The organism is Gottfriedia acidiceleris (assembly GCF_002128425.1).
GTDB lineage: Bacteria > Bacillota > Bacilli > Bacillales > Bacillaceae_G > Gottfriedia > Gottfriedia acidiceleris.
Genome location: NZ_NESS01000013.1, coordinates 72,913 through 95,412, shown reverse-complemented (window position 1 = coordinate 95,412; position 22,500 = coordinate 72,913). Strand labels below are relative to the sequence as shown.

20 protein-coding genes are annotated in these 22,500 nt (G+C 33.4%); 15 read left to right on the top strand and 5 right to left on the bottom strand.

All coding sequences use genetic code 11. The features are described from left to right. Positions 1–8: 8 nt before the first annotated feature. Both B6K90_RS18960 and B6K90_RS18955 read left to right on the top strand, forming a co-directional pair. Entirely contained in the window at positions 9–527 is a 519-nt protein-coding gene (locus tag B6K90_RS18960; protein ID WP_088014335.1) for a GNAT family N-acetyltransferase, read from the top strand. A 146-nt stretch (positions 528–673) separates the two neighbouring features. Further along, positions 674–976, top strand: a complete 303-nt coding sequence (locus B6K90_RS18955; RefSeq protein ID WP_088014334.1) for a transposase — start codon at positions 674–676, stop codon at positions 974–976. An 80-nt stretch (positions 977–1,056) separates the two neighbouring features. Here the strand turns inward: B6K90_RS18955 and B6K90_RS18950 are convergent, their stop codons facing one another. Beyond that, on the bottom strand, positions 1,057–3,294 hold the full coding sequence (locus B6K90_RS18950) for an MMPL family transporter (protein WP_088014333.1): 2,238 nt from the start codon (positions 3,292–3,294) through the stop codon (positions 1,057–1,059). Between the two features lie 119 nt (positions 3,295–3,413). Between B6K90_RS18950 and B6K90_RS18945 the strand changes: the two genes are divergently transcribed. After that, positions 3,414–4,037 carry a TetR/AcrR family transcriptional regulator gene (locus B6K90_RS18945; RefSeq protein WP_088014332.1) on the top strand — a complete coding sequence of 208 codons (624 nt, stop codon included), beginning with the start codon at positions 3,414–3,416 and terminating at the stop codon, positions 4,035–4,037. 92 nt (positions 4,038–4,129) lie between these two features. Here B6K90_RS18945 and B6K90_RS18940 read toward each other — a convergent pair whose 3' ends face one another. After that, the gene (locus B6K90_RS18940; RefSeq protein ID WP_167555430.1) at positions 4,130–4,864 is read right to left on the bottom strand and encodes a MurR/RpiR family transcriptional regulator; all 735 of its coding nucleotides are present in this window, start codon (positions 4,862–4,864) and stop codon (positions 4,130–4,132) included. 210 nt (positions 4,865–5,074) lie between these two features. Here B6K90_RS18940 and B6K90_RS18935 point away from each other — a divergent pair, with 210 nt between their 5' ends. The 5 genes from B6K90_RS18935 (at position 5,075) to B6K90_RS18915 (ending at position 10,913) form a co-directional block, all read left to right on the top strand. Further along, positions 5,075–5,869 (top strand): SDR family NAD(P)-dependent oxidoreductase, encoded by a 795-nt coding sequence (locus tag B6K90_RS18935; RefSeq protein WP_088014330.1) that lies wholly within the window; start codon positions 5,075–5,077, stop codon positions 5,867–5,869. A gap of 36 nt (positions 5,870–5,905) precedes the next feature. Next, a complete protein-coding gene (locus B6K90_RS18930; RefSeq protein WP_088014329.1) occupies positions 5,906–7,411 on the top strand; it encodes an FAD-binding oxidoreductase in 1,506 nt (501 codons plus the stop codon). A gap of 21 nt (positions 7,412–7,432) precedes the next feature. Next, the gene (locus B6K90_RS18925; protein WP_088014328.1) at positions 7,433–8,863 is read left to right on the top strand and encodes an FGGY-family carbohydrate kinase; all 1,431 of its coding nucleotides are present in this window, start codon (positions 7,433–7,435) and stop codon (positions 8,861–8,863) included. Between the two features lie 16 nt (positions 8,864–8,879). Beyond that, the gene (locus B6K90_RS18920) at positions 8,880–10,181 is read left to right on the top strand and encodes an MFS transporter (protein ID WP_088014327.1); all 1,302 of its coding nucleotides are present in this window, start codon (positions 8,880–8,882) and stop codon (positions 10,179–10,181) included. Between the two features lie 192 nt (positions 10,182–10,373). Further along, positions 10,374–10,913, top strand: coding sequence for a DUF2179 domain-containing protein (locus B6K90_RS18915; protein WP_088014326.1), 540 nt, complete (start codon positions 10,374–10,376; stop codon positions 10,911–10,913). A 50-nt stretch (positions 10,914–10,963) separates the two neighbouring features. Here B6K90_RS18915 and B6K90_RS18910 read toward each other — a convergent pair whose 3' ends face one another. Continuing rightward, positions 10,964–12,004 carry a YeiH family protein gene (locus B6K90_RS18910; protein ID WP_088014325.1) on the bottom strand — a complete coding sequence of 347 codons (1,041 nt, stop codon included), beginning with the start codon at positions 12,002–12,004 and terminating at the stop codon, positions 10,964–10,966. Positions 12,005–12,392: 388 nt separating this feature from the next. Between B6K90_RS18910 and menE the strand changes: the two genes are divergently transcribed. The 5 genes from menE to B6K90_RS18885 all read left to right on the top strand — a co-directional run bounded on the left by menE (position 12,393) and on the right by B6K90_RS18885 (position 18,580). After that, positions 12,393–13,907, top strand: a complete 1,515-nt coding sequence (menE, locus tag B6K90_RS18905) for an o-succinylbenzoate--CoA ligase (protein WP_088014324.1) — start codon at positions 12,393–12,395, stop codon at positions 13,905–13,907. A 33-nt stretch (positions 13,908–13,940) separates the two neighbouring features. Next, positions 13,941–14,996: a TauD/TfdA family dioxygenase gene (locus B6K90_RS18900; protein WP_088014323.1), complete on the top strand. Its 1,056-nt coding sequence runs from the start codon at positions 13,941–13,943 to the stop codon at positions 14,994–14,996. Between the two features lie 87 nt (positions 14,997–15,083). Continuing rightward, entirely contained in the window at positions 15,084–16,376 is a 1,293-nt protein-coding gene (locus B6K90_RS18895) for an MFS transporter (protein ID WP_088014322.1), read from the top strand. A 96-nt stretch (positions 16,377–16,472) separates the two neighbouring features. Continuing rightward, positions 16,473–17,471 carry a TauD/TfdA family dioxygenase gene (locus B6K90_RS18890; RefSeq protein ID WP_088014321.1) on the top strand — a complete coding sequence of 333 codons (999 nt, stop codon included), beginning with the start codon at positions 16,473–16,475 and terminating at the stop codon, positions 17,469–17,471. A 164-nt stretch (positions 17,472–17,635) separates the two neighbouring features. Beyond that, positions 17,636–18,580, top strand: a complete 945-nt coding sequence (locus B6K90_RS18885) for an alpha/beta hydrolase (RefSeq protein WP_088014320.1) — start codon at positions 17,636–17,638, stop codon at positions 18,578–18,580. A gap of 97 nt (positions 18,581–18,677) precedes the next feature. On the opposite strand, the gene B6K90_RS18880 is transcribed toward B6K90_RS18885, so the two are convergent. Next, entirely contained in the window at positions 18,678–19,451 is a 774-nt protein-coding gene (locus B6K90_RS18880; protein ID WP_088014319.1) for an SDR family NAD(P)-dependent oxidoreductase, read from the bottom strand. Between the two features lie 467 nt (positions 19,452–19,918). Here B6K90_RS18880 and B6K90_RS18875 point away from each other — a divergent pair, with 467 nt between their 5' ends. Both B6K90_RS18875 and B6K90_RS18870 read left to right on the top strand, forming a co-directional pair. Next, the gene (locus B6K90_RS18875) at positions 19,919–21,208 is read left to right on the top strand and encodes an MFS transporter (protein ID WP_088014318.1); all 1,290 of its coding nucleotides are present in this window, start codon (positions 19,919–19,921) and stop codon (positions 21,206–21,208) included. Between the two features lie 30 nt (positions 21,209–21,238). Further along, the gene (locus B6K90_RS18870) at positions 21,239–21,424 is read left to right on the top strand and encodes a hypothetical protein (RefSeq protein ID WP_088014317.1); all 186 of its coding nucleotides are present in this window, start codon (positions 21,239–21,241) and stop codon (positions 21,422–21,424) included. A gap of 76 nt (positions 21,425–21,500) precedes the next feature. Here the strand turns inward: B6K90_RS18870 and B6K90_RS18865 are convergent, their stop codons facing one another. Then, positions 21,501–22,406, bottom strand: coding sequence for a LysR family transcriptional regulator (locus tag B6K90_RS18865; RefSeq protein ID WP_088014316.1), 906 nt, complete (start codon positions 22,404–22,406; stop codon positions 21,501–21,503). Positions 22,407–22,500 lie beyond the last annotated feature (94 nt).

Sequence of the window (22,500 nt, the reverse complement as noted above, 5' to 3'; positions counted from 1 at the left end):
ATATTAATATGACAATAAATATAACAAAGTGTAACTCTAAAGATTCGCACAAACTTCAACAAATCGGATATGAAACGTTCAATGAGACATTTAAGGATCAGAATACACTAGAAAATATGAATGCTTATTTAGAAAAAGCATTTAATATAAATCAAATAGAAAAAGAACTGTCCAATAAATCTTCGCAATTCTTTTTCATTTATTATAATCAATTCATCGCTGGCTATTTAAAGGTCAATACGAATGAGGCCCAATCTGAAGAAATGGGTGATGAATCACTTGAAATTGAGAGGATTTATATAAAGAAAGAATTTCAAAAACACGGTCTTGGTAAAGTTCTGTATATTAAAGTTTTAGAAATTGCGGAGGAACTCAATAGAAAGAAAATCTGGCTAGGCGTATGGGAAAAAAACGAAAATGCGATTGCTTTTTATAAAAAAATGGGATTTGTTCACACTGGGTCACACTCATTTTTTATGGGGGATGAAGAACAAACAGACTTTATCATGACTAAAACACTCATATAGTTTTTATTTGAGTCTTACCTATCGTTCATATTAAGGATTAAGTAAAGAGGGCAGAGTGAAAAGAGTGCTCAATTTGGATAGTCAAAATAAATTTGCAAATAATAAAATTATCATATTTCAATTAAAAAATGGAGTAAGTAAACCACTTGAAAACTTTAATATTCTGTTCAATTATTTTTTTTCCTATTATCATGATTGGATTAGCTAGATTTAATCGGATCTTTAACACAATTTTTAATATAATAGCAATCATCTGTTATATAATTTTTGGGGGAATTTCAGCAATATCAATTTATCAAATTATAAAACATGATGTTGTTTTTATGACAAATATTCATGCTGTATTTCTTAATATTTATTTTTTAATTACTGGCTCTTACTTAGGGATGTTTGGTTTATATCAATTGATTAATCTGACGATGAAACAGCTTAATCAAACTAATAAGTAATTTACAATGATTGTTCCAATGAAAAACACCATAATGCATCATTTAAGTAAATAATGCATTATGGTGTTTTTATTCTGTTATTATTCTATTTGCATTTTTTGTTTTGAATCATACTCTTTTTTCGAAAGTTCACCTGGCCAATATGCAAATCTACCTAATACTGTAGTAATTGCTGGAACTAAAAGTGGACGAACAATGAATGTATCAATTAATACTCCAACACAAGTAACGATACCAAATTGTACTAGTACTTGAATTGGTAAAGTTGCTAACACTAGGAATGTACCGGCCAAGATTAATCCAGCGGATGAAATAACAGCCCCAGTTTTTGCTACTCCATTTGCTACTGCATCGCGATGAGCTTGCTTCTTCTTATTTTTCCATATTTCAGAAACCATGAATATATTGTAATCTTCACCTAATGCTACTAAAAATACAAATGAATATAAAGGAATAGAACCTTGGATCGCGTTAGCCCCAAATCCGTAGTGAAGAATTAGCCAGCCTGCACCTAATGCAGAAAGATAAGATAATATGACTGATAAAATTAAGTAAATCATTGCTGTAATAGAACGTAAATAAGTTAACAGTAATAATGCAATTAATCCAATCATTACAGGAATAATAACAGATTGATCGCGCTCAGTTATATTTTTTGTATCTAAATTCGTTACTGTTTCTCCACCAATCCAGTAATGCTCATCTACTTTTTGTATATTATTTTCGTTCAATAGCTTCTTAATTTTCTTTTCTAGTTGAGGAATTCTCTCTAATCCTTTAATAGAATAAGGATTTTCGACTAAAGAAATTTCATATAATTGTAATCTTTTATTATTTTTGCCTGTATTAGGTTTAGAAACATCTTTTACGAATGAAAGTGATTCTAATTCCTTTTTTACAGGAATATTTTTATTTTCTGTATCGATTATTACTTTAACAGGTGCTAATAAACCTGATGAATAGTGGTCTGATATTAAATCAAATCCTTCTCTTGAAGGCATATCTTTAGGAAATGATTGAAGTAAATCATATGTGTATTGTACTCGAGGTACAAACAGAGCTAGCCCGCCTAAGAGAATGATAGAAACTAGAATAATTGTCCAAGGTTTATGAGTAACCAGTTTTCCTATTTTTTTATTAAATGTCACTTTGGTTTGTTTTTTCGTAATCGATTTTCCTTTTTTATTAGCTCTCAAAACTTCCATTTCTTCAGTTCTTGGAATAAAAGGAAAAAATGAAACTCTACCAAATAAGGATAGAAGGGCAGGAAGGATTGTTATTGCAGCAATACCCATAAAAAGAACTGCCAAACTAAATGGTACTGCGAAACGATGAAACGCACCATATTGAGCTAATAAGAGTGTACCTAAACCAATAACAACTGTTAAAGCGCTCATCGTAATGGCTCCACTAGATTCCTTAATCGCGAGTTGAAGTGCTTTATATTTATTTTCTTCATAAAGTAAATATTCACGATACCTAGATATCAAAAATAAACAATAATCAGTACCAGCACCAAATAATAAAACGGTCATAATCGAAACGGCTTGTGAATCAACCGTTATAATACCTTTTTCACCCAAAAATCCTAATAAAGGGTTTACGATTCCGTAAGCGAAACCAACTACTATTAACGGGACAATTGCCATAATTGGTGAACGGTATAGGAGGATTAAGAAAACTAATACAAGCGATACAGTTGATAATAAAAGTTTTACATCGGCTTGTGAAAATAAACTTACAGCATCTGTTTGAATTCCAACTGGGCCAGAAAAGCGAACTTTTAGACCAGATTCTGTTAATTTTCGTTTTACTGGGTCATCACCAGTATTATTTTTAATTAGCTTTTCTAGTATGTCGATATTTTTTTGGAGTACTTTATCATCTGCTTTTTTATCAAAAAGAACAGTTGTAATGATTGTAGTACCATCCTCTGAAGAACTTCGTTTAATTGCTTGTGTAGGCATTAAATCATATGACGGTGATGTTAATTGATTTTTCAATGGGTACTTTTGAAGTTCTTTATAAACAGTTTGAATGACTTTGTAATCGTCTTCCTTTAGTCCATCTTTACGGTTCCAAACAATTAATAAAGGGTTTCCAGAATCAGTTGGAAACTCTTTTTTTATTAGCTGATCAGCTTTTTGCGACATGGATTGCTTAGGTAGGTTATCTGCTGTATTATTTTCTACTTCATTTACAGAAGGAAAACTTAATGATAATACAATCGTTAATAGAACCCATAATAACAATGTTATCCATCTTGTACGTTTACTACATACAAATTTTCCCCATGAATGAAAGGGATGATGTTTCATACTGAATTCACCTCTCGTAAAAATTTATTACCATAATTATATATACTGGTCAGTTAATTATTCAAGAACTTTTATTATGATATAATGAAAAGGAAATAAAAGGTTAGGAGAGAAGCAAATTGGAACAAATGAAACGGCCTCTTGGTAGACCACCACAGGATTCAAAAAAAAAGCCTACAAAAACAACAATCGTTGAAAATGCAATCCAATTGTTTCTTCAAAACGGATATCAATTAGTTTCAATGGATGACGTAGCTAAGAATTGTGGTGTGACCAAAGCAACGGTTTATTATTATTATCCAACTAAAGCAGATCTTTTTACGGATGCAATGGTTCAAATGATGCTTCGAATAAGTGAACGAATGGCTGAGATTTTATCTTCGAATAAGTCGTTGAAAGTAAATCTCCACGAAATGGTTAAAGTCCATTTAAGAGCAACTTTTGAAATTGATTTAAAAGCTTTTACGAAGGAAGCGAAAGTTTCTTTATCAGATGAGCAGTTACAACAAATGAACAACGCGGAAGAAATGATGTATAATGTGATTGAAAAAGCAATGACAACAGCCATTGAGAATGAGGAAATACCTCGAGGCAATTCAAAATTCTATACCCAATTGTTTTTTGCAATTCTATCGATTGGGAATTATAGAGATACAGATCAAAAATCAATTTTTTCTACAATAGATGAAATGGCCGAACAAATCATCGACTTCTTTTGGAATGGAATAATGGGCAAAAAATAAAAGAAGATTTACTTTCTGAGTAAATCTTCTTTTTTATGAAATTAAAACGAAATTTCCCTAAACGAAAGAAATCGCTTTCAATTTCAGCGTTATTATATCTTTTCTAAGTTGTTTTCATCTTTTTCTGACATTAATCTTGCAATAACTTCTTCTATGAAAATAAAAAATACAGTACGAGTTTTCTCAAACGGTAAAAGACTTTCATCTTGTGTCGAATTTGTTAAGTAAAATATATTATCTATTTCTAAAGCTAATGAAGTGTTGTACTCCTCTAAAATCATTAATATATTCGCCCCACGAGCTTTTACTCCATTAATAAGGTTCTCGAAAGAAGTGAACTTACCAGTTACTGAAAAGATGACAAAAAGTGTTTCCTCATCAGCCAAATGTTGGGCATAAGATTCACTTTGAGCCACAGATATATTTTTTCCTGATACTAAAGTGAGTTTATAAGCAAAGTATTCAATGCAAATAAATGATGGCCCTAGGCCGAAAAAAACAATTCTGTCGTATTTGTTAAATAAGTCTAAGAAATTATCAATCAGAACGGAGTCAAAGTTTTCTAGAAAATTTTTTAATCGATCTATTTCACTTGAAATTTTTTTGTTTTCTATAGGCATTTGCTGGCCACTAAAAAATTGCTTGTATTGTTTAAAGCTCTCAAACCCTAATTTTCTTACTAGTTTTGAAACCTTAGAAGGAGACACTTCGCAATAGTTAGCAGCTTCTAATATTTTAATGTTAGCGTTAGTTGGAATCATTTTAGAAAGTTTATTATGAACAGAAAGCTCGATCTCATTTAATTTATTTATATTTATATTTATCATACGGTCTCTCATTTCTAGTAATTTGAAAATATTTTAATCTATAGTATTTTTTTAGTCAATAATAGATATGAAATAAAATGGAAAATTTTCCGAAAATACTTAAAAAAATAAAAAATAAAGAAAATTTTCACATGAATTCGTTTACATTTTGAAATTGCTATTGTATTATTGACCTTGTTAAAACAAAAGATTAAGAGGATGGTATAAAGCATGAATACTGAAAAAGTTAGTATTAATGATTTCTCAATGGATTTCTTTAGCTTAAAAGGTAAAGTTGCTATGATTACAGGAGGAAATTCTGGATTAGGCCAAGGTTTTGCATTAGCACTTGCAAAAGCTGGAGCAGACATTTTTGCAGTTAGCATTGCTGATGATGATGGAGAAACAAAAAAACTGATTGAGTCAGAAGGTGTTCGTTACCATCTAATGATTACAGACGTTACGAAAGAGGGCGCTTGTAAAGAAATAGCAGAAGAATGTATTGATACATACGGAAAAATAGATATTCTCATGAATAATGCAGGTATTTGTATAAACGAACCTGATGTTACGAAGTTTACTAGACTTCAATGGGATAAAATGGTTGCGATTAATTTAACAGCTGGATTTGAATTATCTCATGAAGTGGCAAAGTATATGATTCCGCAAAAAAGTGGAAAAATCATAAATACTTGTTCGTTATTTTCATATCTTGGAGGACAATGGTCACCAGCATATGCTGCGACTAAACATGGTTTAGCAGGTTTTACAAAAGCTTATTGTGATGAACTAGCTCAATTTAATATTCAAGTTAACGGAATTGCACCTGGATACTTTGCTACTGCAGTAACTGCTGAGACAAGAGCTAATCCTGTAGCAAATCAACGAATACTAGATCATATTCCAGCAAATAGATGGGGAAATATTTTAGATTTAATGGGTGCAGTTGTATTTTTAGCTTCAGACGCTTCGAATTATGTAAATGGCATTTTATTAAATGTTGATGGTGGATACTTAGTAAGATAACGGAAAATAGAAATAATACAAAGGAGTAATATACCGATGACTAAAGAACAATTATTAAAAGACGAAAATACGAAGGTTAAAGAGCAATTAGTAAAAGAATTAGAATCTATTATTTCTGTCGATCAAATAGTTACAGAACATGAAGCTCTACATGATGCATCAGCAGATCGATATAAAAAGTATGCGAAAGCTAAAAAGGTTCTTGATGTTCCAATGCCTATGGCAATCGTATATCCACACTCTACTAAAGAAGTTCAATCACTTTTGAAATTCTGTGATAAAAACAGAATCAATGTCATTCCTAGAAGTGGAAAAACTGCTACTGAAGGTGGGCTTGAAAACTGGAAGGATTTAGCGATCGTAATCGATGGATCAAAAATGAATAACATTATTAAAATTGATCAGTATAATATGCAAGCAACAGTTCAAGCAGGTGTGAAACTACAAGTTTTAGAAGATGAGTTACGTAAAATTGGCTACACTACAGGTCACTCACCTCAATCAAAACCAGTAGCACAATTTGGTGGATTACTGGCAACAAGAAGTATAGGGCAATTCTCAACTTTATACGGTGCTATTGAGGATATGGTTGTAGGATTAGAATGTGTATTTCCAAACGGACATATTTCTAAAATTAAAAATGTACCAAGAAGAGCTGGTGGACCAGATATTCGACATATTGCAATTGGAAATGAAGGAACATTATGTTATATAACTGAAGTTACCGTTAAAATATTTAAATACTATCCTGAAAACAATGTTTTTCATGGTTATTTAATTAAGGATATGGATACTGGTATTAAAGTTTTAAGAGAAGTAATGACTAACGGATTTAGACCGTCAGTTGCACGAGTATATTCTGAAGAAGATGCAAGACAGCATTTCTCACATTTCTTTAAAGACAAATGTGTACTAATTTTTATGTCAGAAGGACCAAAAGGTATTGTCAAAGCGACAACTGAAGCGATTGAAGAAGCGGTTTCTAAATACGAAGATGGAATTATTGAAAAAGTTGAAGATCAACTAATTGAAGATTGGTTTAGTCACTTGAATTGGTCTCAAGAGCATATTGATAATGAAATCCAAAGAATGGTTGATTTTAATAAGCACGATGGTTTTACAACTGAAGTATCAGCTGACTGGGAAAGCATCATTCAAATTTATCATAATGTAATGAAAAGAGTAAGAGAAGAGTTTGATAGAATTGAAGATGTAACAATGCTAGGCGGACACTCATCTCATAGTTATTTAAACGGAACAAATATGTATTTTGTTTACAACTACAATATTAACTGTGCACCAGAAGATGAAATGAGAATTTATCATCATCCAATTCATTCTATTATTATAGAAGAAACATTAAAGCTTGGTGGCTCAATGTGTCATCACCATGGTATTGGAAAATATCGTAACGAGTGGACAGAACAGGAGCATGGTTCTGCTTACTATATGTTAGAAAAATTAAAAGAAGCTTTTGACCCTAATGGCATCATGAACTTTGGCACAATTTTCCCTCAAGAGGAAGGAAAAAAATATTTATAATCGTTTAATTGGGGTGTTTGTATGAACAAGTATGTAATGGGGATAGATAATGGTTCGCAAAGTATAAAAGTGGCCATTTATGATATGGAAGGAAATGAAGTTGCTTTTGGTTCCTTTCAATTAAAAGAAACTTTATCGCCTGAACCAGGTGTAGTAATACATCCCGATGATGATTTATGGGATAGTGTGTATGCAGCAATGAAAAATTGTTTAGCTGATTTTTCTGGCAATCCTAAAGAGATTGCCGGAATTGGCTTATGTACAATTAGATGTTGTCGTGTTTTATTAAAAGAGGATGGTAATCTAGCTTATCCAGTGATAAGCTGGATGGATTCCAGACTTGCTAGGCCATATGAACATATTGATGATGAAGTAAAGTATGTAACGACAACTTCTGGATATCTAGGTTTCAGATTGACTGGAGAATTTGTTGATACCGCTTCAAATTATGAAGTTCATTGGCCATTGGATCATAAAACATTAGATTGGTCTAAAGATGATGAAGACTTTAAAGCCAATGGTTTAAAAAAAGATATGGTATTTGAACTTGTCAAACCTGGTGAAAAGTTAGGGATTTTAAGGAAGGAACTTATAAGTGAATTCGGTTTTAATTCAGATATACCGGTAGTAGCAACAGCAAATGATAAAGCTGTAGAGGTTTTGGGCTCTGGAATTAAGGACGAAAGTACAATAATGATTTCTCTTGGAACATTTATATCGGCTATGCTATTAAGGGGTAAAAATTCTGAAAATACTAAAAATTACTTCTCTACACTAGCTTGTATTCCTTTTAAATACGTTTATGAAACAAATGGCATAAGAAGAGGTATGTGGACTGTAAGTTGGTTTAAAAAATTAATTGGTGAAGAACTTGTTACTGAAGCTAGAAAAATGGGTGTATCGGAAGAGGAGTTTTTGAATCGTAAAGCACAAGATGTTCCTGTGGGAAGCGATGGTCTAATTACAATCCTTGACTGGTTGGCTTCACCATCTATTCCTTATCGAAAAGGTATTATGATTGGTTTTGATCAACGTCACACTAAATATCACATCTATCGCTCAATCTTGGAAGCGATTGCATTTAACGTCAAAAATAATATTGATGATATGTTGGATGAAATCGATGGAAAGTTAAGTGAAATAGTCGTCTTGGGTGGTGGATCGAAAAGTGATTTGATGATGCAAATTATCGCTGATCTTTTTGGAAAACCATTACATAGACGTGAAGGAAGCAGTAGTGCTTGTCTAGGAGCAGCTATATGTGTATGCCAGCATTTATCTGTTTATAAAGATTTTTATGAGGCAATAAGTAAAATGATTAAAACACAAAAAACATTTATTCCAAACAAAAAGAATAACGAGTTTTACAATCGAATTAACGAGTCAGTTGTTAAGAATGTAAGAATACATACTGATGAGATCTTAAAACTTTCTTATCCAATATTTAGTTAAGAAGAGGAGTCTTTTTATGGAGAAAAATTACAAAAGGTATTTTCAGTTTTTCCTTATTGTATTAGCAGCAGGCTCAATATTTCCACTAATCTATTTAAAAACAAACTATCAAGAAACAATTTTAGAAGTTTATGGAATATCTCTTAAACAATTAAATGGTATATTTTCTGTATTGGGTGTAGCTTATCTCGTCGGATATTCTCCAAGTGGATGGCTCGCTGATAAGTTTTCAGCTAAGAAACTTTTATTCATTTCACTTTTAGTTTGTGGCCTTACTGGATTATGGTTTGCTCAAGTTCCGAGCTACCCAATGGTTTTAGTTATTTTTGGAATTTGGGGATTCTTTTCAGTATTCACCTTTTGGGCAGCTCATTTAAAGCTTGTAAAGTTAATTGCTAAAAAGGAAGAAGAAGGAAGATTCTTTGGTGCCTTGGATGGTGGTCGTGGATTAATAGAGGCAATTTTAGCTAGTATTGCATTATTTATTTTTACAAGCGTATTAGGTGATAGTTCACAAACCGTACATAAGAAAGAAGCTTTACAATATGTTGTTTATATGTACTCCATTATGCTTATATTGGTGTCCGGTCTTATCCTAATCTTTGTAAAAGAGGATCGTCCTACTTCAAAAGATGAAAAAACTTTATCTAAACAAGGCATTAAAAAAATCAACGTTAAAGATTTTAAAAAGGTTTTCAGTAATAAGTTTATTTGGTTACTTGGTGGCATTATATTTATGTCATATATTGTTACTTGGGCAGTATATTATCAAGGTGGATTTTTACAAACGAATATAAAAATTGATGCAGCAACTGTAGGGAAGGTTACTGTATTAATGCTTTGGATGAGGCCAATCGGTGGAATATTAGGTGGATTTTTAGGTGATAAATTTGGAAAGAGTATTATTTTAACAATTGCTTTAAGCTTATCTGCTATTTCTTTAATTACAATTTCAACCTTACCGATTACATTGCCCCATATTTACTTTAATGTTTTAGTAGTATTAAATGGATTATTAATTTACACAATTAGAGGTCTTTATTGGTCGTTGCTAGGTGACTGTAAAATCGATGAAAAGATTCTAGGTTTAGCAATTGGATTTGTTTCATTTATAGGTTATTTGCCGGATATTTTAATGCCAATCGCAAATATTGTGTTGTTTAAGACTTACGGAAGTCACGGTGGTTATAATGCTTACTTTACCTTCTGTGCATCCGCGGGCATTATTGGGATTTTTATGACGGTATTATTTAGAATGTCCTTGAAGAAGAGCAGGAATTTAAAAGAAACAGTTGAATTAAGTACTACAACTGGATAATAATTCAAGAAGAGGATGAGCCAAAAAAGTAAAAAGCTAACATCGAGTGCTCATCAATTCGCAATTATTATTAAAATAATTTTCAACTAGGCTTTCAACTTTAATACCTTAAAAAAAGTTTAAAAGAAAAGGCTTAGGATGAAATGAATTACATATCTAGTGTTCCTAATTTTAAACTTTGAGGTGTCAAAATTGAAAGATATTTTACTTATTTTATTATTGCAATTGATCTATGTACCAATCTTAACATTAAGAACCATCTTCCTTGTTAAAGGATTGAGTATGGCTGCCGCGTTATTTGGCTTTATAGAAGCTATAATCTATGTTTTTGGATTGTCGCTTGTTTTTTCGGGAGACCAAAGTACATTATCAATGATTGTTTATGCAGTTGGATTTGGTATTGGCATTCTAATTGGAAGTTACGTAGAAAATCGCTTAGCAATTGGCTATACAACATTAGTAGTTAATTTGACGAACAAAAATAAATTACTGATTAACCGACTTCGCGAGGAAGGATTTGGAGTGACAGTGTTCCAAGGAGAAGGAAGAGACAGCGAGCGTTATCAATTAGATATATTGACAAAACGTAACAGAGAACCGGAACTCATGGAACTAATTGAGCAGTATGAACCGAGCGCTTTTATTATTTCATATGAAGCGAGAAGGTTTAAAGGTGGATTTTTATTAAATTCAATGAAGAAAGCAAAGCAGAAAAAATCGAAAATATTATAGTAAAAAAATCAGAGAAACATAATATCGTTTCTCTGATTTTTTTTATCAAGTTATAGACTAAAAAATGTTACAAAAGATAAGAGAATAGATGTAATGACGATTGCAATAAGCGGACGAATCGATTTTGTCCGTAATTCTTTTAAGTTAATATTTAATCCTAAACCAGTCATAGACATTGTTAATATAAATGATGTAAAAACGGCTATGTCTGACATAGTTTTATTTGATATCGGAATCTTTTGACCAAGGATGTAACTTCCTACAAAACTCATTATAACAAAGCCAATTAAGAACCATGGGAACTCCAGTTTTGCTTCTCCGTTTAATTTTCCTTTCCGTTTCATCCAGAATAGAAGGATAAAACAAACTGGAATTAATAGAAATACACGGGCAAGTTTGGCTAGCAATGCGTGAGCAAGCGCATCTTGACCTGCAGGGGCAGCTGCTAAAGCTACATGGGCAATTTCATGAAGGCTTATTCCGACCCACGCACCATATTCAGTTGGGCTAATTGGTAATAAAGGATAGATTAAAGTATAAATGATGGAAAATATTGTGCCGACTAATGCGATGATTCCAACCGCCATAGCTGTGTCATCATCTTTTGCTTTAATAATTGGTGATACGGCTGCAATTGCAGCAGCTCCACAAATGCCAGTGCCGATACTTAGCAATAAAGATAAATTAAGATCTGCTTTAAGCCATTTTGCAATAGCCATAAGTACAACAATCGAAAATATGATAGTTCCCAAACCTTTCAGTAATAAAGGCAAACCATCATTAAAAATGACAACCATGTTTAGTTTTAATCCGTACAGTATGATGGCAAATCTTAAAAGTCTTTTTGAAGAAAATTGAATTCCTACGCGTAATTTTTCAGGATAACCAAAAAATTGTCTATACACTAAAGCAAGTAAAATGGCACATGCAAGTGGTCCAACATGATCGAAGCCTGGTACTTTTGCCAACAGAAAACCTAAAACTGCTATGATGAATGTAAAAGCAACTCCATAGATCATTGATACATTTAACTGTTTAGAAGGTTTATTATTTTGATTAGGATTTGTAATGATTATTGCTTTTTGTTCCATCGTGTTCATCTCCTCGTGACGTTTTATATTATTATCGTATCGAATCATTTACTATAAGGAAAATAAATTATTATTATAGTTATGATAAGTAAATCCGATAGTAAGGAGGAGACGTATATAAAAAAACAGAGCCTTATTATGTTTGGGCTTTGTTTTTTAATTTTCGAGCAAGTTCAATGGGGTGAAGGCGAAACTCCAGAAGTGAGTTTTATAGGAGCCTTATTATAACGAACTAATCTCAATATTAGTAAGACTTACATACAAATTAAAATCTTTAATTTTATTTCATTTTTATTTATGAGTATACTTAGTGTAGTAATATTTTTAATATTCAAAATAATTAATTTATAAAACAATTCCAAGTAGTTGGAAAGGGGGGATTCACTTAATGAGTAATAACTTATACGAAAACTTGAAAAGAAGCTCAATTAATTTCCCAGAATGCTTCGCTTATATTTATGGTGATCATTGTGTTACCTACAGGGAATTAAATCAGCAGGTAAATCAATTTGCTGCAGGTTTGTCTGCACAAGGAATAAGCAAAGGAGATGGAGTTGCACTTTTATTAGGAAATAGCCCAGAATTTCTCATTGCTTACTATGGAATCTTACGACTAGGTGCATTTGTTGTACCAATTAATCCTTTGTTTACTAAAGAAGAAATCAGCTACATATTAGAAAATAGTCAAGCCAAAGCAGTTATTGCTCATGGATCTTTGGAGGCGAAGTTTTCAGAGGTAAAGAAACAGTTGGTAAATCTAAACTTAGTCATTTATACCGAACCAAAGAATCAGGAATGGACATGGGAGCATCTTATGACATCGGGCACACATTTAATTGCATGTCCAGTCGTTGATCAAGAAGATCTTGCAGTCATTCTGTACACATCTGGTACTACAGGGAAACCAAAAGGTGCAATGTTAACACATCGAAATTTAGCATCGAATGCAGACTCTATTTCAAACTTACTTGAACTAGACGAAAACGACCGAGTCATTGCCGTTTTGCCAATGTTTCATGTTTTCTGTATGACAGTTTGTTTAAACGCACCGATTGCTTGTGGCTCAACAGTTTTAATTCAGCCTAAATTCAGTCCTGGCGATGTAGTAGGTACCATACAAAAAAGAAATGCCACTGTATTTGCAGGAGTTCCTACGATGTACAATTTTATCAATCAATTACCTGAAGCTTCGTCAGATTATTTCAAATCCATTCGTATATGTATTTCAGGTGGTGCTTCGATTCCTGTAGAGCTTCTGCAAAAATTTGAAAGTAAGTTCAACGTACCTATATTAGAGGGATATGGACTTTCGGAAACAGCGCCACTTGTTGCAATTAATCCATTAAAAGGAATTCGGAAACCAGGATCAATCGGTAGAAATATTCCAGCTGTTCAAAGCAAAGTAGTAGATAAATTTGGAGAAGAATTGCCAAGAGGTGAGGTTGGAGAATTAGTTGTTCAAGGACCAAATGTAATGAAGGGGTATTTAGGGATGCAGGAAGCTACATTGGCCGCTTTTAAAAACGGGTGGTTTTACACCGGTGATCTCGCAACAATGGATGAAGATGGATACATCTACATTGTTGACCGAAAGAAGGACATGATTATTGTTGGAGGTTACAATGTTTATCCTCGTGAAGTGGAAGAAGTACTATATCAACATCCCGCAGTTGTTGAGGCAGCAGTAGTTGGTGTACCTAATAAGGAATACGGAGAAAGTGTAAAAGCATACGTCGTAGTTAATGATGAACAGTTTACAGAAAACGATATTATTCATTTTTGTAAAGATAAGCTAGTTAAATACAAGCTTCCTAAATATATAGAATTTTTTAAAGAGCTACCAAAGAATTCAACTGGAAAGATTTTGCGCAGAGAGTTAAGAGAATTGACTGAAGTAAAGTAAACAAATAAATCATTCATAAAGGGAGGATTCATTATGTCAACAATTTTAAAGGAAAAGGTTAAAGGGTCAGTAGCTTGGAAAGGAACAGACCTAGCAAAAGATGAATCTTGGATTTATTACTTATCTGAGGAAACAATTGTTGAGCTTGAAAATGCACTAGCCCATGTTAAACAAAAGGGGTTAAAAGCACCAAATTTTAACAAAGAAGACTTCAAAGTATCAAATCTTTTAAATGAAATTGATTACTTTGTTGAGGAACTTGAGAATGGAAGAGGATTTCTATTAATTCGAGGATTACCGATTGAAAGATATACAGATGAAGAAGCGAGCATCATTTATTGGGGTCTCGGCCTTCATATGGGTACTCCAGTATCGCAAAATGCTAATGGTGAACTCTTAGGGCACGTTAGAGATCAAGGTCTTAGTTTAGAAAATTCAAACGTTCGTGGTTACCAAACGAAACTGCATCTTCCTTTTCACGCTGATGGTTCTGATGTAGTAGGTTTGTTAAGTCTACGTAAAGGGAAATCAGGGGGAGAGAGTAGCATTATAAGCTCGATGGCAGTTTACAATGAGATTTTAGAGAAGAACCCTGAATATTTAGGCATACTTTGTCGTCCGTTTAACTTTGATCGCCGTGGAGAAGAGGGGCCAGGGGAATCGCCAATATTTACTTCACCAATTTTTAGTTACTATGATGGAAAACTAAGTTGCCGATATGTTCGTTTATTTATCGAATCAGCACAATCAAAAACTGGTATCCAGTTATCAAAAGTTGAAATCGAAGCATTAGATTTACTGGATTCTCTTCTTCATGATGAAAATTTACATTTCAATATGATGCTAGAGCCAGGCGATATGCAATTTGTCAACAATTATACGGTGCTTCATTCACGAACTCAATATGAAGATTACGAAGAACTAGATCAAAAACGCCATTTACTAAGATTATGGCTCACGATGCCAAATGGCCGTGAAATTTCTCCTGATTTCGCAATGTTTTTTGACGAAAATACTGGAAAACCGGGTCGTGGCGGTGTACCTGCTCGTAATAAAACAGCGGGCGGTATTGTTGAAACTTTAAAGTAATTTTACTTCAGTAAGAATGAGTGTGTGCACCTTTTCTTTTTTTGGAAAAGGTGTTCCTTAAATAGTGAAAAGTGAGGATTTACTTGTATGTCAAAAACTCCAAAGTACGCTTGGGTAATCTTATTATTTCTAGTTCTTACCGGTATGATCAACCAAGTCGATAAAATTATCATTGGTTTGGTTTCAGTTCCTTTAATGAAAGAATTACATTTAAGTCCAACGCAATGGGGAGTTGTTGGAAGCTCATTTTTTTGGTTTTTTACATTTTCCTCAATGATACTTGGAGGAATGGCTGATTCGAAAAATACGAAAAAAATGTTGACATGGCTATCATTTATTTGGCTAATTGTTCAGTTTGTAACTCCTTTTGCTTCTAGCCTAACTTTGCTTTTGATAACAAGAATGTTTTTAGGATTAGGTGAAGGTCCAGCCCCAGCTCTTTCTACGGCAATCATGGGAAAATGGTTCCCAAAACATAGGCATGGTATAGGTTTTGGTGCGGTTCTTTTAGGAACGACCGGGGGTTCGGCAATTGCTTCCCCACTATTAATATCTTTAATTGATAAGCAAGGATGGAAATCGGCATTTTTAGTGATGGGTGCTCTAGGACTGATTGTGTTAGTTTTATGGTTAATTTTCGGTAAAGAAAGTCCAACAGAAATTGGACTATCAGCAATTCACCAAACGGAGAGCCAGTCTTCCACCATTCCTAAAGTTTCAATGCGACAGTTTTTTCCGCATCTATTTTCTAAAAACTTTATATTAACCGTTTTGTGTGGTGGTTGTGCATATTGGTTATTGTCCATTCAGGCAGTATGGTTCCCGTCCTACTTTACAAAAATTCAACAGTTTGACGATCAGACATTAAAACTAGCCGTATCATTGCCTTTTCTTTTTGCAGCTTTTTGCCAAATTGGATTTGCAATGCTATCTGATCGTCTTTACCGTAAAACAGGCAATATTCGTAAAGCCCGCATTAATCTTGCAGGTCTCATGATGATATTATCTGCTATCTGTTTATATCTAGCGATTACGGTAAATTCAGCTTCTATGTCTATTGTTTTCTTTACTCTTTCACCTGGTTTTGCGTATGTAATACTCTCACTTGCGCCTGCTATATTGATGGAATTCTTTTCTCCTCATAACATTGGAAAGGCGCAAGGGGCATTCATTGCTCTTGCAAGTATATCTAGTATCATTGCTCCTTTAGTCTTTGGATACTGTATTCAACATGCTCTGACTGAAGCAATTGGTTATAATTATGCGTTTCAAATTTCTTCATTTGGAATGCTGATTATAGGAATTGCATTTTGGCTTGGTGTACATCCCGCAAATCAAAGAAACGTAATAAATGAGTCTGGGGAGCAAATGAGTAGTTAAAGCATGGTCTACAAGTAAGGAGAAATATAAGTTGAAAATAATAATTTTAATTTGACTATTAGTTTAGTAATCTTCAATTTCAAAGGAGGAGCTTTAATGTCAATCATTTTAAATGAAAAAATTCAAGGACGGTCTGCATGGAAAGGTATTGATTTAGCTAAAGATGATTCATGGATCTATTTTTTGAACGACACAACAATTGCTGCTCTTGAGAAGGCCTTATTACATGTTCAACAAAGGGGGCTAAAAGCACCTGATTTTAAAAAGGAAGATTTTCCACTTCCTGATCTATCTGACGAAATTAAATACTTTGTTGACGAGTTAGAGAATGGAAGAGGATTTTTATTAATCCGCGGATTGCCAATAGATCGATTTACGGATGAGGAAGCAAGTATTATTTACTGGGGGCTTGGACTCCACTTAGGGCTACCAATCATACAAAGTAAAAATGGAGAACTTCTAGGTCATATTAAAAATGTAGGTAAAGACTTTAACGATAATACAAAAGTACGTGGTTATCAAACGAATGTCCATCTTGATTACCATACAGATCTTGCTGATGTAGTAGGATTACTATGTCTTCGTAAAGCAAAATCTGGTGGTTTAAGCAGTATCGCAAGTGCGATGTCTATCTATAATGAGATTCTAGAAAAGCATCCAGAGTATCTTGAAATTCTTTATCGTTCATTTGCTCATGACCTTCGTGGAGAGGAAACGCCAGGTCAATCACCTGTCGTTCAATCGCCGATTTTTAGCTATTTCGATGGGAAATTAAGCTGCAGATATATTCGCCAATATGTCCAATCAGCACAAATGAAAACAGGTATCTACTTGTCGGAAGAGGAGATTGAAGCATTTGATTTTATTGATTCCCTTACTCATGATCCAAACTTCCATATCGATATGATGATGGAACCAGGTGACATACAATTCGTTAATAATTATACTGTTTTTCATTCACGTACTCATTTTGAAGATTACGAGGAAGATGACAAAAAACGTCATCTATTAAGATTATGGCTTATGATGCCAAATGGTCGTAAAATTGCTCCAGATTTTGAGTTTTATATTGGTGGGACACCCGTAAATAGATAAAGAATTAGTGAGAATTTAAATTGATATGATTTTTTAATTTTAATAATTGGTGATTTTATTCAAGTAATAACGTGGATAAGATCACCAATTTATCATTTAGATTGACTAATTGTCTGGATAAAAGTTTTGGTGAAGTAAATTAAAGCGAAAGAGGTTGATGTTGTTTGGCTAAGTTAGATCCACAAGCAGAGAAGTTTTTAAATGCATTAAAGCAGATGCCACCTATTCATGAACTAGATCCTAAAACCGTAAGAGAAATGTTATCAAAGTCACCACGTCCTCTTATAAATTTAGAAACACTATCAAAAATAGAAGACTTTATGATTGCGGTAAGTAATGAAGAAGAAATTAATTGTCGAGTATACATACCAGAAGGTTCTGGCCCTTTTCCATTATTCATATACTACCATGGTGGTGGATGGGTACTAGGAGATATTGAATCGACGGACGCAAGCTGTCGCATAATTGCCAATAGGACAAACAGCATTGTTGTATCCGTAAACTATCGACTTGCACCAGAATATAAGTTTCCGACTGCAGTGGAAGATGCATATTCTGCTTTGGAATGGGTTTATGAAAATGGTTTTTCCTTTAATGGGGATGTCTCTAGATTGATCGTTGGTGGAGATAGTGTAGGTGGAAATCTTGCTACAGTCGTTACCATGATTGCAAGAGACAGAAAGGGTCCCAACATTGCTGGACAAGTTTTAATCTATCCTCCAACAAATCTTGAGTTTAATACAGAATCACATCAAATGTTTGCAAAAGGATTTGGTTTAGATAGAGAACAGCTAGTTTGGTTCCGAACTCATTATTTAAGAAATGAAGAGGACAAGACGGATGAGTACGCTTCTCCGTTGATAGCAAAAGACTTAAGTAACCTCCCGCAAGCATTAATCATTACTGCGGAAAATGATGTCCTCCGTGATGAGGGATTGGCTTATGCTAATCGGTTGGAAAAATTCGGAGTCCATGTTGAATATGCTTGTGAATCCGGAATGATTCATGGCTATTTTGCACATGTTGCTATTTTTTCAAACAATATTGAATCAACAGTTTCTAAGATTGATAAATTTTTACGTACAGTAAGTAATTCACTAAAAATCTAAAATGAAAAGAGCCTCATTAAACTATGAATGAAGCTCTTTTTCTTTAATAATTAACTTATAAACTATGAAGCAGTTAAAATAATTTCCAACTAGTATATTAGAAATATACGGTATTCCCAATGCCGCCAGTTACTGGAATTACTTCTCCGGTAATAGATGTTGATAATGGAGATGCTAGGAACGTAACGACGTAAGCAATCTCCTCTGGAGTAATCAAGCGACCGAGAGAGTTTAATGATTTTACATGTTGAATTGCTTCTTCATTAGTTACTTTGTCTCTAAAAGCTTCGGTATCAACAATTCCAGGATAAATTGCATTGACGTTAATTCCATGCTTTCCTAATTCCATTGATGCAGATTTTGTTAAATGGACGACAGATGCGTTACGAGGACCAGAGCTAAAATAATTGCCTCCAATCCTAGCAGCTAGTCCACTTATATTAATAATTCGACCCCACTTATTTTCAATCATATATGGTGCAACAGCTCTAATACTACGAAAATAACCCATATATTTTTCTTCAAAATCTTTTATAATAAGCTCTTCTTTAATACTATTAAAGTCTTCTGGCTCATGTCCACCTACGCGGGCACCACTGTTAACTAATATGTCTATGCTTCCCATTACTGCTGCTGATTTTTCTACTAGATTTAAGATAGAGTCTGGATCGGTAGTATCTGCCACAATTGGATATATGTTTCGATTTGTTTCTTGTGCCAGTTCCTCTGCGGCTAGTCTTAATGTGACTTCATTTCTTGAACAAATCGTGCAATCTACACCTTCAAGAGCTAGCTGGCGGGCAACAGCTTTACCAATACCTCGGCTACCCCCAACAATAAGTGCTTTTTTTCCTGATAATTTTAAGTCCATTGTTTAGCCTCCAGTTAGATTCAATCATACTAAAAAAAAATTGAATGATTTAGTATTTACGCATTTCTATCTTAATTCTACCTATAGATAATATTTATATAAAATTAAAGATTTTAATTTGTAATTTAGTTGTGCTAATATAATGTGGTCTTTAAATTCCATATGTACAACGGTATATATTTTATATATTAGTAGTATTTACATGTAAGTAAAAATGTTTAATTTTATTTAACTGAAAATTATGAATATAATAAATATAAAGAATATTTTAATGATATTTAGGTTATGAATCTATGTAAATAAGGGGGGGAAGGGAGCTTTGTAGTTTGGTAGAAAAGGCGATATAGCAATATTGAAAGCGTTTTCAGAAACAGAAGAATTGTTAATTTTTTATAACCGTTTTAGTCAGAAAACAAGTTGCTTTTTAGAGATGTTCAATAATTAGAAGGAAAGAAAGGGAGATTTATTTGAACACACCAAAATATTCTTGGATTATTTTATTAATTCTAGTTGCTTCTGGCATGGTCAATCAAGTTGATAAAATCATAATAGGTTTAGTTTCAGTTCCATTAATGAAAGAACTTCATTTAAGCCCATCACAATGGGGATTAGTAGGAAGCTCATTTTTTTGGTTTTTTACCATCTCTTCCTTTATTCTTGGTGGCATGGCTGATACTAAAAACACGAAAAAGATGTTTACTTGGATTATGTTAATATGGTTAGCCGTTCAATTTACAACACCTTTTGTATCTAGTTTATCTCTATTAATGTTTTCAAGAATGATATTAGGAGCAGGAGAAGGGCCAGCCATTTCAATTTCAACTTCAATAATTGGAAAATGGTTTCCAAAGCATAGACATGGAATTGGTTTTGGTGCAGTTCTCTTTGGAGCAACAATCGGACCTGCAATTGCATCTCCACTATTAATCTCTCTAATTAATCAATATAGTTGGAGAGCTGCCTTTGTAGCAATGGGTGCGGTCGGATTTATTGTTTTACTTTTATGGATGATTTTTGGAAAAGAAAGCCCAAAAGATATCGGGATCTCTACATATGAACAAGAGGATAAAAACACAATGATCCCACATAAGGTTTCTTGGAGGCAGTTTTTTCCACATATTTTTTCTAAAAACTTTATTTTCACCGCAATTTGTGCAGGTTGTGCGTATTGGCTATTGTCTGTTCAAGCGGTTTGGTTTCCAGCATACTTTTCGAAAGTTCAACACTTTGATGGTAAAACATTAAAAATGGCAGTGTCTTTCCCTTTTCTCTTCGCGGCCATTTGCCAAATTGCATTTGCCTTAATATCAGACCGAATTTACCGCAAAACACAGGATATTCGTAAGGCAAGAATAAATCTTGCAGGAATTTCAATGATGTTATCCGCTATTTGTTTATATGTTGGTAGCGTCGCAAGTACAAGTGCGATCTCCATCCTGTTCTTCATCCTTGCACCGGGATTTGCAATCGTCATTCTTTCACTCGCACCGGCAATGTTAATGGAGTTCTTTTCACCTAAAAACATTGGAAAAGCGCAAGGGACCTATGTTGCTCTTTCAAGTTCCACGAGTATTATTGCTCCTGTTATATTTGGGAATTTTATTGAAAAAGCAGGAAGTGAGTCAATAGGATATGGTTACGGATTTTTGGTTACATCTTTAGTTATGTTTGTTTTTGGGTTATTATTTTGGATTGCTGTGCGCCCTGCGAATCAAACAAGCACTACGATCAAAGTAGAAGAACAAGTCATTTTATAAAAACGATGATTTAATCGAGGGGGAATTAAAATGTGCAAAAATAAGAAGGTCTTAGATGGAATTGATTGCTGTGTAGAATGTCATGAAGAATTATCCATTATGGAGAGAAATCGAAGCAACTGTTGGAGCTGCCAGGATAAAATAACTGAAACTTACGCTGATGACTATATTGAAAAGGAAATTGAAGACAAAATTAAACAGAATATTAATTCCTGATATCAAGCTAAGATACGATAGATTCAAATTAAAAGAGAAGCTCCGCGTCCATTTCGAACGCAGTTGCTTCTCTTTTTTAATTTTTAATAATTTCCGTTTTTAAACAACTAATATATTTGTTTGCATATGTAGATAAATGTTTATCTTCTGAACGAACTAATCCTAAAGAAATATTAACAGTATTATGGTTCACTAAATCGATTGGAATAATATCACCATTAATAACCGATGGATAATTTTGCATGACAAAATCAGGGGCAAATGTAATCGCTAAATTTTCATTGACGGCTTGGAGAAGTCCAGCCATATTATTTGTTGTAAATAGAATTTTCATAGGTTTATATTTAATAAAAAAATCTTGAATAAAATATTGCATTAATTCGCCTTTATATATGACAAGCGTTTGATCAAGAATTTCTTCTGGGGTTACGGTACCAAGTATAGCTAAAGGAGAATGCTTAGAAACGTAAACTTTCTGCTTGCCATCAAGGAGTGCTTCAAAAGAGATCCCTTCCATATTTACCCCTAAATCCCTTGAATATGTAATTAGTCCAAAATCAGTCTTATGCTGTCTAACATCATCAATCACTGATGTACCACTTTTTTCAGTAACCTCAAGATTTACATGAGGATAATCATGACTAAATGTAGAGATTGCTTTAACGAGAAATGTCATTAAGCCAGGTAAAGAAGATATGTTAAGCTCACCCACCTCGGCGGAGTTAAATAGGTTAGCTGCCTCCTTTATTTCTTCAAGTTTTTTTTGAACTTCATAAGCAAGCTTTAAAATGACTCTGCCTTCATCAGTTGGGACAGCACCATGCCCCCGAGAACGTTTAAATACTTTAATATCTAGCTCTTTTTCTAAGTTAGTTATGGACTGGCTAATTGTTGACTGAGTCACGTGTAGATTTTGTGCAGCTACTGACAAGGAACTGTATTTTGCAACTTCAACAATATAAATAAATTGTTCAATATTCATGGTTGACCCCTTTTTTGAATATTAGTGATACTAACATACATATTAAATTTTTTAATTTTTTTTCATTATAATTTATATGTATAATCAATATCAA